The organism is Actinospica sp. (assembly GCF_035552695.1).
GTDB lineage: Bacteria > Actinomycetota > Actinomycetes > Streptomycetales > Catenulisporaceae > Actinospica.
Map to the genome: position 1 here is coordinate 1 of NZ_DASZKT010000148.1, position 13,062 is coordinate 13,062.

Genomic DNA, 13,062 nt, shown 5'->3' on the forward strand with positions numbered 1-13,062 from the left:
CCGCGACCCGCGCCACCGACGACCACGCCACCCGCCGCCACCTGCGCGGAAGCTACTTCGCCGGCGCCAAGCCCACACCGGAGCACGAGAGCGAGTTCATCAAGAACGCCGCGCGCTAGCTGCTCTGCGTAGGGTAGCCGCCTGGAACAGGACGAACGGCTACTTCACTCCTCGTCGTTCGGCGCAGCGGCGGCCGCGTACGCCGAGCACCGTCCGGATTACGCGCATGCTGCGGTGCGTTGGGCACTCGAGGCCGCGCCCGGACTACGGGTGCTCGACCTCGGCGCTGGAACGGGCAAGCTGACCGCCGCGCTGGTCGCGCTGGGCGCCGACGTCATCGCGGTCGAACCCGACTCGGCGATGCTGGCCGAGCTGCGGCGCGCGCTGCCGGATGTACGTGCTCTGCCGGGCAGCGCCGAGGCGATACCGCTGCCGGGCGCGTCCGTTGACGCCGTGCTGGCCGGTAACGCGATGCACTGGTTCGACATGGCTGGCGCGGGGCCGGAGATAGCCAGAGTCCTCGCGCCCGGAGGCATCCTGGCCGGTTTGTGGAACGTCATGGACGATCGGGTCGACTGGATCGCCGAACTCGAGCGGGTCAGCGGGAGCGTCGCCATCGGCCCGCGTGACACGCTGAGCAACTGGCGCGCCGCGACGACGGACATGCACCTTCCGAAGAGTGGTGTCGCCCGATTCGGCTCGCCTGAGCGGGCCGAGTTCCGGCACGGGCAGCGTCGCACCGCCGACGCCCTGGTCGCGACGCTCGCGACGCGCGCGGGAGTGCTGGTCCTGCCGGAACGGGAACAAGAGGCCGCGCTCGGCCGGATCCGCGCCTTCCTCGCGAGCAGACCGGAGACCGCGCGCGGCGAGTTCACCCTCCCGATGCTGACCGGCGTGCTGCGTGTCCGGACGCTCTGAACACGAGCCGCGGGCGTTATCCGCGATCTAGTGAGTACAGTTTCAAGTGAGACAAGCGAGACTGCACTCCGTCATGAGCGGGAGAACGAATGAGCCTGACGATCGGTTACAAGGCATCCGCGGAGCAGTTCGCGCCGCGTGCGTTGGTCGAGTACGCGGTGCGTGCCGAACAGGTGGGCCTGGACAGCGTCGTCGTGTCGGATCACTTCCTGCCGTGGCGGCACAACGGCGGGCACGCGCCGTCCGCGCTGGCGTGGATGGCGGCGGTCGGGGAGCGCACGAACCGGGTGCAGATCGGTACCAGCGTGCTGACCCCGACGTTCCGCTACAACCCGGCGGTCATCGCGCAGACGTTCGCGACGATGGCGCTGCTGTATGACGATCGGATGATGCTGGGGGTCGGCACCGGGGAGAACCTGAACGAGGTCGCCGTCTCCGGCCGCGAATGGCCGGACTTCAAGGAGCGCTTCGCCCGGCTGCGCGAGGCCATCACCCTGATGCGCAAGCTGTGGACCGGCGAGGAGGTCAGCTTCGACGGCGAGTACTACAAGCTGGTCGACGCGGTGATCTACGACCGGCCGGAGAAGCCGGTGCCGATCTACATCGCCGCCGGTGGCCCGCAGATGGCCAAGTACGCGGGCCGGGTGGGCGAGGGCATGATCTGCACCTCGGGCAAGGGCATGGACCTGTACACCGAGAAGCTGCTGCCGGCCGTGACCGAGGGCGCCGAGGCCGCGCAGCGCGACCCGGCCGCGGTCGATCGGATGCTCGAGGTGAAGTTCTCCTACGACCGCGACCCGAAGCTCGCCCTGGAGAACACCCGGTTCTGGGCGCCGCTCTCGCTGTCCCAGGAGCAGAAGCACAGCGTGGGTTCCGCGGTGGAGATGGAGCGGCTGGCCGACGAGCTGCCGATCGAGCAGGTGGCAAAGCGGTGGATCGTCGCGTCCGACCCGGACGAGGCCGTCGCCGGGCTCGCGCCGTACATCGAGGCGGGCTTCACCCATCTGGTCTTCCATGGCCCGGGCGACGACCAGGAGCGCTTCCTGACCCAGTTCGCCGAGGACGTCGTTCCGCGGCTGCGCGAACTGGGCTGACCCGCCGAGTCCGGTACGCGGAGTCCCGCGCATCGCGACACCGGCATACCGTCCGTCACACGGGAAAGGCCGACCGTTGTTCACCGAGACCGAATTGGAATACCTGTCAGGTCAGCGACTCGGTCGGCTGGCCACCGCGCAGCCCGACGGCACGCTGCAGGTCAGCCCTGTCGGGTTCCGCTACAACGCCGCGACCGGCACGATCGACATCGCCGGGCACGGGATGGCGGAGAGCCGCAAGTTCCGCAACGTCGCGGAGAACGGCCGGGTCGCGTTCGTGATCGACGACCTCGCCTCGCTCGAGCCCTGGCTGCCGCGCTGCCTGGAGATCCGTGGCCGCGGCGAGGCGATCGCGCAACCGACCGACTCGGCCTACTCCGCGGGTCCGCAGGGGGGCTTCGACGGCGCGATCATCCGCGTCCATCCCCAGCGCATCATCAGCTTCGGGCTGGAGGGAAGCGAAACGGACGTCCGCAAGCTCAAAGTCAGCCGGCGCACGGTCGGCTGAAGGGATTCTGCCGGGGACTCAGCGCTCGACGGTGATGCCGATCAGGTCGACCGGCACGCCGCCCAAGCGCAGCTTGTAGTCCTGGGCACCCTTGAGGAAGTCGAACCGCAGCCCGCTCGTGAGGCTGCGTTCGATGAGCAGGGACACCAGCACGACGCCGGGGGCCAGGGCTCCCTGGTCTCCGGCGGAGAGCGTCATGTCGTAGGCCATGTTGTATATGTAGGCCGTGTTCCGGTGGCGGAAGATGATGGCTGACGCGACCGGCCTGCCACCGGCGTGGAGTTCCACGACGCGCGCGGCGTCCACGGCGGCGAGGTCCGATGCCAGGGTCCGCACGAAGGGGCCGTATTCGGCCACGAATTCGTTCGTCGCAGGGCTTGAGCAGGCCTTCCAGGCGAGGAGCCGTTCCAGCGCCTCGGGCAGGGTCTCGGGCGTCGAATCGACGACATCGAGGTCGCCGGCGACCTCGATGAGGCGATTGCGCTTACGCAGCACGTCCGCGCGGCGCTTCGAGTTCAGAAGCTGCAGATAGCCCTGCGGAGCCTCCTCGATGCGAGGGGCACGGTCGTAGGGCTCGACGATCGCGTCGGGTGCGAGGCGCGTCACCGCGTCGGTGATCGCCTGAGCCACCGCGTCGTCGTGGACCAATCCGGCGAGATGCGCGTGTGACCAGGGCAGTTCGTCGAACATCCAGCGGGCGAGTGCGGCGGCCACTTCCTTCTCGTGCCCGGGGAGCGCGACCGGGCCCAGGTAGTCGACCACGTCCCGACCGCCGGCGAAGGACAACTCGTGCGCATCGAGCTCGAACGCGCAGATTCCCACGACGCGCTCGCCCTCGATGACCTTCGTCGTCACGAGCCGGGACTGCGGGTTCTTGGCCGAGCGGTCGAGCCACCAGGCCCGCAGGAAGCGCCCGGTTTGGAAGACGCTCCCCTCCGCCGCCGTGAGCTCCTCCCACGAAGGAGTGCTGAGCGCTCCGATTCCGTGCTCCGCGACGACCTCGACGTCCGCCATGTACGCGACCACCTGCCCCTCAAGTCCCAGTTTTCCCGGCGTCGGGGGCCCGAAACAGCGGTGCCCGCGTCTGAGATCAGACCCGGGCACCAACTGGTTAACGCGGAATGTCAGCCCTCGCTGTCAGCCGACGGGATGAACGCGCCGGGGACGTCGTTGGGCGCGTAGATCTTCTTGTCGCCCGGGTACGCCTTGGTCCAGCCGGTGGTCTGGTAGTAGGTGTACCGGTTCATCTGCTCCGGGTCGGCGTAGTCCGGAACGGCGTTCGGGCCGGTCAGGCGCTGCTGCGAGGCCCAGGTCTTCCACTGCGCGGCCACGGACTGCTCGGCGGCCGGGACGGCCGTCGCGGCCACGTCGGCCTTGGCCACGGTCGCCGTCGTCTGACCGGCCGGCACGTTCGCGCCGCAGGAAGGCTGCGGCGACACGCCGAGGGTCAGCGAGGTCTGGTTCGGCACCGCGGTGAACGGCGTGTAGTTCGGCGTCGAGGTGAAGGCGCCGTACATCGGCGTGGCCGCGGAGTCGAGCTGGTTCATCGGGTGGATCCCGAGCATCTGCTCGATGGTGCGGACCATCATGATCTGCGAGTAGTACTGGTCGTTCACGGTGCTGTGGACGGAATACGGGCTGATGATCTCGACTGGGGCGCGGTGGCCGTCCACGTGGTCGAGGCCGGCCTGCGAGTCGTCCTCGACAACGAAGATCGCCGAGTCCTTCCAGTACTGGCTGTGCGAGATCGTGTCCACGATCTGGCCGACCGCGAGGTCGTTGTCCGCGACCGCGGCGGTCGGGCTGGCCGTGCCGCCGGTGTGGTCGTTGGACAGCCAGAACATGTTCAGGTTGGCCGGACCGTTCTTCTCGAAGTCCTGCTGCCAGACCTGCTCCTTGTACGTGTCCGGCACCGAGTTGTCGAACTGCGGGAACCCGGGAACCGTCACGGCGTTGAGGGACGGGATCGCCGAGCCCTCCTGGATCGGGTACTGGCTCGGCTGACCGGTGGCGGCCATCTGCTGCGTGTCGCAGTAGTAGTTCTGCCAGGTCCCGGCGGCCGGCTTGGTCTCGAACGAGTCGAACTCGCCGTAGTCCTTGACGGACTTGCCCGCGGCCGCGGCGCCGCTCCAGATGAAGCCCGACTCCTGGTGGCCCAGGACGTCGTTCTCCGTGTCGTAGCTGCGGGTGTACTCGCCCGCGGAGGACTCGGTGTACTCCGGGTCGTCCGCCTGCATCAGCCAGTTGTGGCCCTCGGCGGAGTTCGTGCCGACGTCGTAGAAGTTGTCGTACAGGCCGAACTGGTCCGCGAGCGCGTGCTGGTTCGGCGTGACCGCCTCGCCGTACTGGGTCAGCGTCGGGTCGCCGTTGCCCTGCGGCATGTCGCCGAAGACCTGGTCGTAGGTCCGGTTCTCCTTGACGATCAGGAAGACGTGCTTGATCGTCGAGGGGGCGCCGATCTCCGCGGGGACCGGAACGGCCTTCTGCTTCGCGGCGGACGCGGTGGACGCGTACTTCACGGAGTTGTTCGTCCAGCCGTTGTACTGGAAGACCTTGCCCGTGTAGCCGCGGATCGCCTGGTCGCTCGGCAGCGTGAAGCGGGTCAGGCTGCTGGTGGTGTCGTGCGTGTTGTGGCCGGCCGCGACGGTCGGGCGCAGCGCGTCGATGCCGCGGGTGTTGGCGACCACGACCTGGTTGCCGTTCGTGGCCACGTAGGCCGGGAAGTAGTCGGTCGGCAGCAGGCCCACGTAGCTGGCCGGCTGCTGCGCCGAGGTATAGCGGTAGACGGCGACGGTGTTGGCCCGGCCGAGCGTCACCAGCAGGTGGCCGTCGGCGGTCAGCGAGATCGACGTCGGCTCGTAACCGATCGTGGCCTCCGGCCACGGCTGGGTCGAGATCGTCTGGACGACCTTGTCCTTGGTGGAGTCGATCACCGAGACGGTGTCGCTGTTGGTGTTCGCCACGAAGATCGTCTTGCCGGACGCGTAGACCGCGGTCGGGTGCAGGCCGACGTTGATGCTGCCGACGGCCGCGGTGGGGTTCGCCGGGTCGATGACGCTGACGGTGCCGTTGGCGGACGTGCCGGTCTGCGGGTTCGCGACCACCTGGCTGCCGTACGAGTTCATCGTCGTGTCGCCGTCGAGCGGCTGTCGGCCGCCCTCGTTGCTCACATAGAGCCTGCCGCCGACCATGACCATGTCGCGCGGGGCCACGCCGGTGTTCCAGCTCTGCTCGATGGCGTCGGTCGTCGTGTTGATCGCCAGCACCTTGTTCTGGCCGTTGTCCGCCGCGTACACGGTCGAGCCGTCGGGCGAGAACACGGCCCGGCCGGACAGCGCCTGCTCCGAGCCGACGGACGGGATGGCGACGTCGACCGGGTTGGACAGGATGCCGCCGAAGCCCACCGTGAACTTGGTGTAGCCGTTGGCACGGGGGAGCCACAGGGACGTGCCGTCGGGCGAGTAGGTCGGCGCGACCTGGCCGACGTCGTTGCCGCTGATCGTCAGGTTCACGCCCGCGGAGGCGCCGATGACCTGCTCGACCTGGTAGCTGCGCAGGTCGATGATGACCAGCGAACCGGTGCCGTCGGCGACCGTGGCGGCCATGTGCGTGCCGTCCGGGCTGACCGTGGCACCCATGATCTTGCCCTGGTCGATGACCAGCCGGGTGCCGATCGGGTTGATGTACTGATCGCTCGAGATGACTTCGCCCTTTTTGGTCTGCTGACCGACCTGCTGGGTGCCGAACTGCAGCGTCGACGCCGAGCCGACGCTGGCCCCGGTCATGACGAGCGCGGCGGCCGCGACACTCACCTTTGTCAGACGGCTGCGGCCCAGGCCGGCGGGAGTGTGGAACGCGCTCCCCTTCGGCAGCTTGCGGCGAGTTACTTGCATCCGGTTTCTCATCCTTAGTGAGTAGGAAGCAGATCGACGTTGCCGTCGAACTGCCACAGCGGGTTCGGTATGTCCCCGTCGGCGGTGTGCACCAGGAAGAAGCCGTTCACTTCCTGGGGCCCGTCGCCGTCGGCGATGTACCGCCCGTTCGGATTGACGTCGAGCTGGTAGACGGCCTGGCCGGTCAGCGTGACGCCGGGGACGTGCCAGGTGACCGTGCAGCGCCAGTCGTTTCCGGGCCCCTCCTGCGCGACGAGCCCTTCGCTCTTGATGCACGACGCGGAGGTCTGCAGCTGCGCCTCGGTGACCGGGGGACGGCGCAGTTCCTGTTCCTGCAGCCGGTAGAGGTGGGCGAACGCCGTGGCGACCGACTGCTGGATCTTGTTCTGGTCGATGCCGGAGCCGGTGGCCCCGGTGGCGGCGGCCAGTACGCCGGTCGTCACCGCGATCAGGCCGACCATCGGCAGCACGCCGAGGGTCAGCACCCTGCGTCCGGCGCCGTCGTTGGTGAGATTCGTGAAGTCCCGCCGGACGAACATCAGGTAGGCCAGCGTGGTCGCGACGACCGCCCACACGAGGCTGACCGCGACGGCGATCAGCAGTGGGCTGAGTTGCCGCGGGTCGGTGAACAGGCCGTTCCAGGAGATGAAGGCGTAGCCCGGCAGCGCGAGGCGCACCGCGACGGGCATCTGCAGCATCTGCGCCACCTGCATCCCGAGACCGACGATCATCGGCAGCAGCAGGCCCATCGGCGAGCGGCCGAACGCGACGGATCCGAGCAGGCCGACGGCCGCGAGGGCGAGTGTCGGCGCGAGCACGCAGACCCAGGCGAGCAGGACCTTGCCCGCGGCGTCGCCGGGCGAGAGGGTGTGGCCGTCGAGGCCTATCAGCGGCTTGTCTCCGACCGCGATCAGTCCGCCGACCACGCTGGAGGCGAACAGCGCGGTCACCAGCACCAGCAGCACCGAGAGGCTGGCCAGCGCCTTGGCCGCGAAGATCCGCCGGTGCGAGCGGACCGCGACGAGCAGGTGGCGCCACGTTCCGGTGCGGTCCTCGGAGGCGAACACGTCGCCGGCCACCGCCGACGTGAACAGCGGCAGCGCCCAGGTGCCGGCGAAGCCGAGCGTGACCAGCGAGCCGGCCCAGCCGGTGGCGTGCATCCAGCGGCCGAAGAGGGTGTCGGAGGGCAGCGTGCTCTGCTGGTTGATCCCGAAGATCAGCACGGCGGGCCCGATGACGCAGAGCAGAATCAGTACGCGTACTCGCCAGGGCGAGAACTGCTTGATCAGCTCGAAGCGGAGCACGCGGCTCACCGGGACGGGCCGGCCGGCCGCGGGCTGGACCTCGGGGGCGGGGGCCTCGGCGGGGTCGGCGACTGTCGCGGTCATCGGCTGGCTTCTTCTTCCTGCTCGGTGAGGGCGAGGAACGCGGCCTCCAGCGGCGAGATCACCGGTGCTAGCTCACGCAGTGCGATGTCCGCGCGCACGACCCGCGCCACGAGTTCGTCGAGGGCCGGCACCAGCGCGCGCACCACGATCACCTCGGAGTCGTGTCGCGCGACGGCCTCGGAGCCCTCGATCACGGCTATGCCGGGCGTTTCCGCCGCGACGGCGCGGGCCGCCCGCGGATCCGAGGTGCGCAGCCGGTAGTCGAGCTCGCGGTTCTCGGCGGACAGCTTGCTCACCGGGCCGGAGAAGACGACGCGGCCGGTGGACAGGATGGTCACCTCGGAACACAGTGCTTCGAGATCGTCCATCCGGTGGCTGGAGAGGATCACCGTGGTGCCGTCGGCGGCCAGCCGGTTGAGGACGCCGTGCACCTGCCTCTTGCCGGACGGGTCGAGGCCGTTGGACGGCTCGTCGAGCACCAGCAGCCGGGGCTTGGTCAGCAGCGCCGCGGCCAGGCCGAGCCGCTGCCGCATGCCGAGGGAGAAGCCGCGGACCTTGTCGTCGGCCACCTCGGAAAGACCGACCTGGGCCAGGACCTCGTCGATGCCCATGCTGCCGGCCGTCCCCGAGTCACGCGCGTCGCGGCGCCGCAGCGCGGCGAGGGCGGCAAGGTTCTGCTTCGCGGTGAGGGTGGGGTACAGCCCGGGGCCGTCGACGAACCCGGACACGCCGTCCGGCGCCGCCGGCGCGCGTCCCACGGGAGTGCCGAGGATCTCCAGCCGCCCCTCGTCGGCGACGGCCAGGCCGAGCAGCAGGCCGAGCAGCGTCGTCTTTCCCGCGCCGTTCGAGCCGACCAGCCCGTGAATCTGCCCCTGCGCCACATTCACATCGATATGGTCGAGGGCGACGACATCACCGAAGACCTTGGTGATGCCGCGTCCGCGCACCGCGACGGTCGTCTCCATGGTTCCCCTTCTAAGCCGGCTCTCAGGAACCTAGAGAAAAGCGTGTGACGGGCGCGCTCGAATCGGTTGAATGCCGGGCGAACGGAAGCGGACTGGCGGGCGATCTCTCAGCCGGCCTGGGTGCTGCTCTCGGAGTCCTGGCCCCCGGCGAGGGTCTTGGCGACGGCGCTGCCGGTGAGACCGGTCTTGTTCATCAGCAGGTCGTTGACGAGGTAGTCGATGGCGAGCTTCTCGCCGAAGGTGATCGCGATGTCGGGGATGCCGCCCTGGTGGAACCAGCGCCCGGACAGCCCGAGAAGGTGTCCTTCTCCATGACCACGCCCCGGATGCCGCGGTAGCGCAGCAGATTGCCGGCCCCGTCGGTGAGCCGCCACTGCTTCTGGAAGGTCTCTTTCTCCAGGAAGTTCGTGCGCTGAATCGTGGTGGCCAATCCGTTGGCGTCGGTGGTCGTGATCCGCTCGGCGACGGAGTCGCGCCGGCGCCAGACGGAGCCGAAGTCGTACTCCTTCCACACATCGGCGCCGAAGTGCTCCGGGTCCGTGTAGACCCGGACCTTGCCGTCGATCGATTCGCGGACGATCACCCGCTCGTTGTCGACCATGCGGTAGTCGCGCCAGTCGGCCGCCTTCGGGGTCCGCAGCCCGTAAGGCAGACCCTGGAAGAAGCCGTGCGCGTTCTTCCAATCCCGGAAGGCCGTGCCGGCGGCGTCCCCGTCGCCCTTCGCGTCGAACTTCGCGGAGTGCCATTCGTCGGCGGCGCCGCGCCAGGCCCGGATCGAGGTGCCCTTGTCCAGCGCCCGGACGTCCCGGATCTGGAACTGAAGCCCGCCGTGCGCCTCGAAGTCCGCGAACGAGTCATCCCACGCGCCGGTGCGCGGCGTGTTGCGGCCGGATCCTCCCATGCACGGCGGTACGCGCGGGCCGCCGGAATCGTTCACCCGGAGCAGTCGGCCCCTGGCCGGGCGCACCGGGTTAGGCTGTTTTCGCGGCGGTAATCGGGCGGCGCGAGGGAGATTCAGCATGCCAGGCGAAACGCTTGTCGGCGGCGGTAACGAGCTCGGCCGGTTCCTGCGCGCGCGGCGCGAGGGGACGCAGCCGGAGAGCGTGGGGCTGTCCGGCGCCGGTCGGCGGCGGGTGCCCGGGCTGCGCCGCGACGAGTTGGCGATGCTCAGCGGGATCAGCAGCGAGTACTACGTCCGGCTGGAGCAGGGCAGGAACCAGAATCCGTCCACCCAGGTCCTCGAGGCGCTGGCCCGCGCGCTGCGGCTCGATGACGAGGCGACGGCCCACCTGTACCGGCTGAGCCGACCGCTGCCGGGCCCGGCTCCCGTGCCCGGCGGCGGTGTCTCGCCGACGCTGCGAGGGCTGCTCGATGCGTCCCCGACGGCGCCCGCGTTCGTGACCGACCGGCTGAACACCGTGCTCGCGGCGAACGCGCTGGCACAGCGGCTGTCCCCGGCGTATCGTCCAGGCGCCAACCTGCTGCGCGTCCTGTTCCTGGACCCGGATGTCAAGGGCTTGTATCGGGATTGGGACGCGGAGGCCGAGGCCCTGGTCGCGGCGCTGGGCTTGGCGGCCCGCGCCGGCGGGGACCCGACGTTGTCCCGGCTCGTCGAAGACCTGTCCGGCGAGAGCGAGGCCTTCCGGGCGTTGTGGGGACGACAGGATGTGCGCCCTCGTGTCGACGGAACCACCGTTTTCGATCACCCGGACGCCGGGACCCTCGAGCTGACCTTCGAGAAGCTGGCCGTGCTCAGCGCGCCGGGTGCCTGCCCGAACACCTCGGGCCAGTACCTGACCGTGTTCCACGCCGAGCCGGACAGCACCTCGGCCGGCCGGCTCGCGACGCTCGCCGAGCAGCATTCGTAGAACTCAGAACGCTCAGAACATGGTGTTGTCGTTGGCCGAGGTGGCGGGCACGTTCTCCGTCGAGTCCCACTCCTCGACGATCTTGCCGTCGCGGACGCGGAACAGGTAGACCACGGACTGACCGAGAGCGGACGGGGTGTCCCGTACGTGCGCGTGCACGGCGACGAGATCGCCCTCCGCGGCCACCTGCGCGATCTGGACGCCGTAGTACGGGTTCTGCGCGAGCAGCGAGGCGTAGGACTGCTCGATGGCCGCGGACCCGTTGGCGAGCGTCGGGTCGTGCTGATAGAGCGACGGGGCGACGTACTGGCCGATGGCGCTCGGCTCGTGGTCCTGAGTGACCTCGGTCAGGTAGTCGAGCACCAGGCCCTTGTCCTGAGCGGTCACGCTCGCCGGCGCGTAGTCGCTCTCCGGCTTGCTGAGCTCGGACGCGTACGAGTTGCCGTTGGCAGAGCTGGACGGCTGGCTCTCGAGTACGTCCCAGTGCTCGACGATCTTGCCGTTGTCGACCCGGTAGACGTCGAAGTCGTCCAACGGGGTGGCTCCGGGCGCCACGACGTTCTGGTTCTGCAGGAAGACCAGGTCGCCCTCGGCCACCGCGCGGATGGTGGTGAACTTCAGCTTCGGATACTGGGCGTGAACCCCCGTCACGAACTGCTCCAGGGCCGCAGGACCGTTGCCGACCGTCGGATTGTGCTGAAGGTAGTCGGGCGAGACGTACTTGCCGACGACGGACAGGTTGAAGTCGTTGAACAGCTGGTCGCTGAAGTACTCCACGAGCTTGGTGTTGGCCTGGGCCTGTCGGCCCGCGCTGCCGGACGCTGGCTGATCGGTGCTCGGAGCCGACGGGGAAGCCGCGGTCGCGGTCGCGGTCGCCGCGACGGCCAGACCGGCCACCGCGGCGGCGGCGATCGAGAAGCGGACGGTGCGGACGTGCAGGAGCCGGATTGCCATGAGGAACCTCCAAGGTACGGTCCGGGGGCCGTGCGGTGCCCCCGGGCTGCGGACGGGGCGGTCGGCGGCGCATTTGCCGGCCGACCGCCCCTGCCCTCGAAGGTATGTGGCTGCTAGATCGCTGTCGTGCCTCCGGATTGGCTGGTAACGGCAGTACTACCTTCCTGCGGAACTACTTGCGGTTTGTCGCGGTCATCAGTGGCCCATGACTTCGAGTTCGGAGACCTGGGCGCCGTTCTGCACGCTGTTGGCGGTGAAGTCGAGCTCGATGTACTGCTCGCTCGTGCCGGACGGGAGGCTGATGGTCACGGTGTTGCCGGTGGACGGGTTGAAGGTGCGCGCCGCCGAACCGGCCAGCGTCGTCCAGGAGCTGCCGTTCGTGCTGCCGAGAACCGAGAACGTCTGGGTTCTGGTCTGCCAGGCACTCGAGGGCGGCAGGGCCGCGACGACCGAGCTCAGCGAGTGCGCGGCGCCCAGGTTGACGGTCAGCGTGGCCGGCCAGGTGCCGTTGGCCGACTCCCAATACGTGCTCGTGTCTCCGTCGTCCGCGTTGGTGGCCGCGTAGTTCTGCGTGTGGCTGCTCGCGGAGATCGACGCCTTCAGGGCCAGGTTGGTGTTGGTGCTCGGGCTGGTCGGCGTCGGGCTCGCGCTTGTCGGGCTGGCGGACGGGGTCGCGGTCGTCGCGCTGGGACTGGGCTGTACGCCGGACGTGGGGTACGGCGGGAAGACCGGGGTCGGCCAGCCGTTGCACTGGGTCGGGGTGATCCCGGAGTTGCCGCCCTTGTCGGTGACGGTGAAGTTCGAGCCCTCGCAGCTGTAGCTGGGGGCCTTGCCCGCGTTCGCCTGCGCGATGCCGGTCGCGGTCACGTTCGTGGCCGCCGCGGATCCGGGAGTCTGCTCCTGCAGCGCGAATGTACCGGTGCCCTGGATGCTCACGCCGTTGAGGTTGACTCCGTTGACCGTGCCTTCGACCCATTGGATCGCCTCATACGGGCTCTGCTCGATCAGCGTGTTGCTGACGTTGATCGGGCCGGAAACCGTGGCCTGGCTTGCGTCGAACCAGAGCGCGCCGACGCCGAACTTCCAGTTCGGGTCGAGCGATCCGTCACGGATCAGGGTGTTGTTCGAGATCGTGTACAGGCCGACCGGGGTCGACGTGAATCGCTGCGCAACGGTGATGCCGCCGCCCTGGGTGATGCCGGTGTCCACGACGCGGTTGCCGGAGATGGTGTTGTTGTTGCCGCCGTAGCCCGCGATGCCGTTGGCGAGCTGTTGGAGCTGGACGGTGTTGTTGGAGATGGTGTCCTGGGAGTCGGCGCCGATGCCGGAGTCTGCCCAGAGGGCGATGCCGTCGTCGCCGGTGTTGCGGATGTCGTTGTTGGTGATGGTGGAGCTGGTGACGCCGCCGTGGAGGTTGATGCCGTCGGCGGTGGTGTCGCGGATGCGCATGCCGCTGAAGGTCAGGTTGGTCATC

The 13,062-nt window shown here is 69.1% G+C and carries 11 protein-coding genes; 4 read left to right on the forward strand and 7 right to left on the reverse strand.

Annotation, left to right across the window (positions count from 1 at the left end; all coding sequences use genetic code 11):
* Nucleotides 1-141: 141 nt before the first annotated feature.
* From VG296_RS18360 to VG296_RS18370, 3 genes are all read left to right on the forward strand, one after another.
* On the forward strand, nt 142-918 hold the full coding sequence (locus VG296_RS18360; RefSeq protein ID WP_349259614.1) for a class I SAM-dependent methyltransferase: 777 nt from the start codon (nt 142-144) through the stop codon (nt 916-918).
* A gap of 89 nt (nt 919-1,007) precedes the next feature.
* Nucleotides 1,008-2,012: a glucose-6-phosphate dehydrogenase (coenzyme-F420) gene (gene fgd / locus VG296_RS18365; protein ID WP_325567145.1), complete on the forward strand. Its 1,005-nt coding sequence runs from the start codon at nt 1,008-1,010 to the stop codon at nt 2,010-2,012.
* 76 nt (nt 2,013-2,088) lie between these two features.
* Nucleotides 2,089-2,520, forward strand: a complete 432-nt coding sequence (locus VG296_RS18370; RefSeq protein ID WP_325567147.1) for a PPOX class F420-dependent oxidoreductase — start codon at nt 2,089-2,091, stop codon at nt 2,518-2,520.
* An 18-nt stretch (nt 2,521-2,538) separates the two neighbouring features.
* Here VG296_RS18370 and VG296_RS18375 read toward each other — a convergent pair whose 3' ends face one another.
* The 5 genes from VG296_RS18375 to VG296_RS18395 form a co-directional block, all read right to left on the reverse strand.
* Nucleotides 2,539-3,534, reverse strand: a complete 996-nt coding sequence (locus VG296_RS18375; protein ID WP_325567149.1) for a GNAT family N-acetyltransferase — start codon at nt 3,532-3,534, stop codon at nt 2,539-2,541.
* 110 nt (nt 3,535-3,644) lie between these two features.
* The gene (locus VG296_RS18380; protein ID WP_325567151.1) at nt 3,645-6,413 is read right to left on the reverse strand and encodes a bifunctional YncE family protein/alkaline phosphatase family protein; all 2,769 of its coding nucleotides are present in this window, start codon (nt 6,411-6,413) and stop codon (nt 3,645-3,647) included.
* Between the two features lie 14 nt (nt 6,414-6,427).
* Nucleotides 6,428-7,801, reverse strand: coding sequence for an ABC transporter permease (locus VG296_RS18385; protein ID WP_325567153.1), 1,374 nt, complete (start codon nt 7,799-7,801; stop codon nt 6,428-6,430).
* On the reverse strand, nt 7,798-8,766 hold the full coding sequence (locus VG296_RS18390) for an ABC transporter ATP-binding protein (protein ID WP_325567155.1): 969 nt from the start codon (nt 8,764-8,766) through the stop codon (nt 7,798-7,800). Before VG296_RS18390 ends, VG296_RS18385 begins: the two co-directional genes overlap by 4 nt.
* A 193-nt stretch (nt 8,767-8,959) precedes the next feature.
* Nucleotides 8,960-9,703 (reverse strand): hypothetical protein, encoded by a 744-nt coding sequence (locus VG296_RS18395; RefSeq protein WP_325567158.1) that lies wholly within the window; start codon nt 9,701-9,703, stop codon nt 8,960-8,962.
* 82 nt (nt 9,704-9,785) lie between these two features.
* On the opposite strand from VG296_RS18395, the gene VG296_RS18400 reads away from it, so the two are divergent.
* The gene (locus VG296_RS18400) at nt 9,786-10,634 is read left to right on the forward strand and encodes a helix-turn-helix transcriptional regulator (RefSeq protein WP_325567160.1); all 849 of its coding nucleotides are present in this window, start codon (nt 9,786-9,788) and stop codon (nt 10,632-10,634) included.
* 12 nt (nt 10,635-10,646) lie between these two features.
* On the opposite strand, the gene VG296_RS18405 is transcribed toward VG296_RS18400, so the two are convergent.
* Together VG296_RS18405 and VG296_RS18410 are read right to left on the reverse strand one after the other, a co-directional pair.
* Nucleotides 10,647-11,588: a nuclear transport factor 2 family protein gene (locus VG296_RS18405; RefSeq protein WP_325567162.1), complete on the reverse strand. Its 942-nt coding sequence runs from the start codon at nt 11,586-11,588 to the stop codon at nt 10,647-10,649.
* Between the two features lie 195 nt (nt 11,589-11,783).
* On the reverse strand, nt 11,784-13,062 hold a 1,279-nt coding region (locus tag VG296_RS18410; protein WP_325567164.1), incomplete at its 5' end, for a discoidin domain-containing protein.

What these genes read in the sequence shown, in the direction of transcription:
- VG296_RS18400 (WP_325567160.1), top strand. Translation starts at nt 9,786, where the DNA reads ATGCCAGGCGAAACGCTTGTCGGCGGCGGTAACGAGCTCGGCCGGTTC.
- VG296_RS18385 (WP_325567153.1), bottom strand. Translation starts at nt 7,801, where the DNA reads ATGACCGCGACAGTCGCCGACCCCGCCGAGGCCCCCGCCCCCGAGGTC.
- VG296_RS18405 (WP_325567162.1), bottom strand. Translation starts at nt 11,588, where the DNA reads ATGGCAATCCGGCTCCTGCACGTCCGCACCGTCCGCTTCTCGATCGCC.
- VG296_RS18375 (WP_325567149.1), bottom strand. Translation starts at nt 3,534, where the DNA reads ATGGCGGACGTCGAGGTCGTCGCGGAGCACGGAATCGGAGCGCTCAGC.
- VG296_RS18380 (WP_325567151.1), bottom strand. Translation starts at nt 6,413, where the DNA reads ATGCAAGTAACTCGCCGCAAGCTGCCGAAGGGGAGCGCGTTCCACACT.
- fgd (WP_325567145.1), top strand. Translation starts at nt 1,008, where the DNA reads ATGAGCCTGACGATCGGTTACAAGGCATCCGCGGAGCAGTTCGCGCCG.
- VG296_RS18390 (WP_325567155.1), bottom strand. Translation starts at nt 8,766, where the DNA reads ATGGAGACGACCGTCGCGGTGCGCGGACGCGGCATCACCAAGGTCTTC.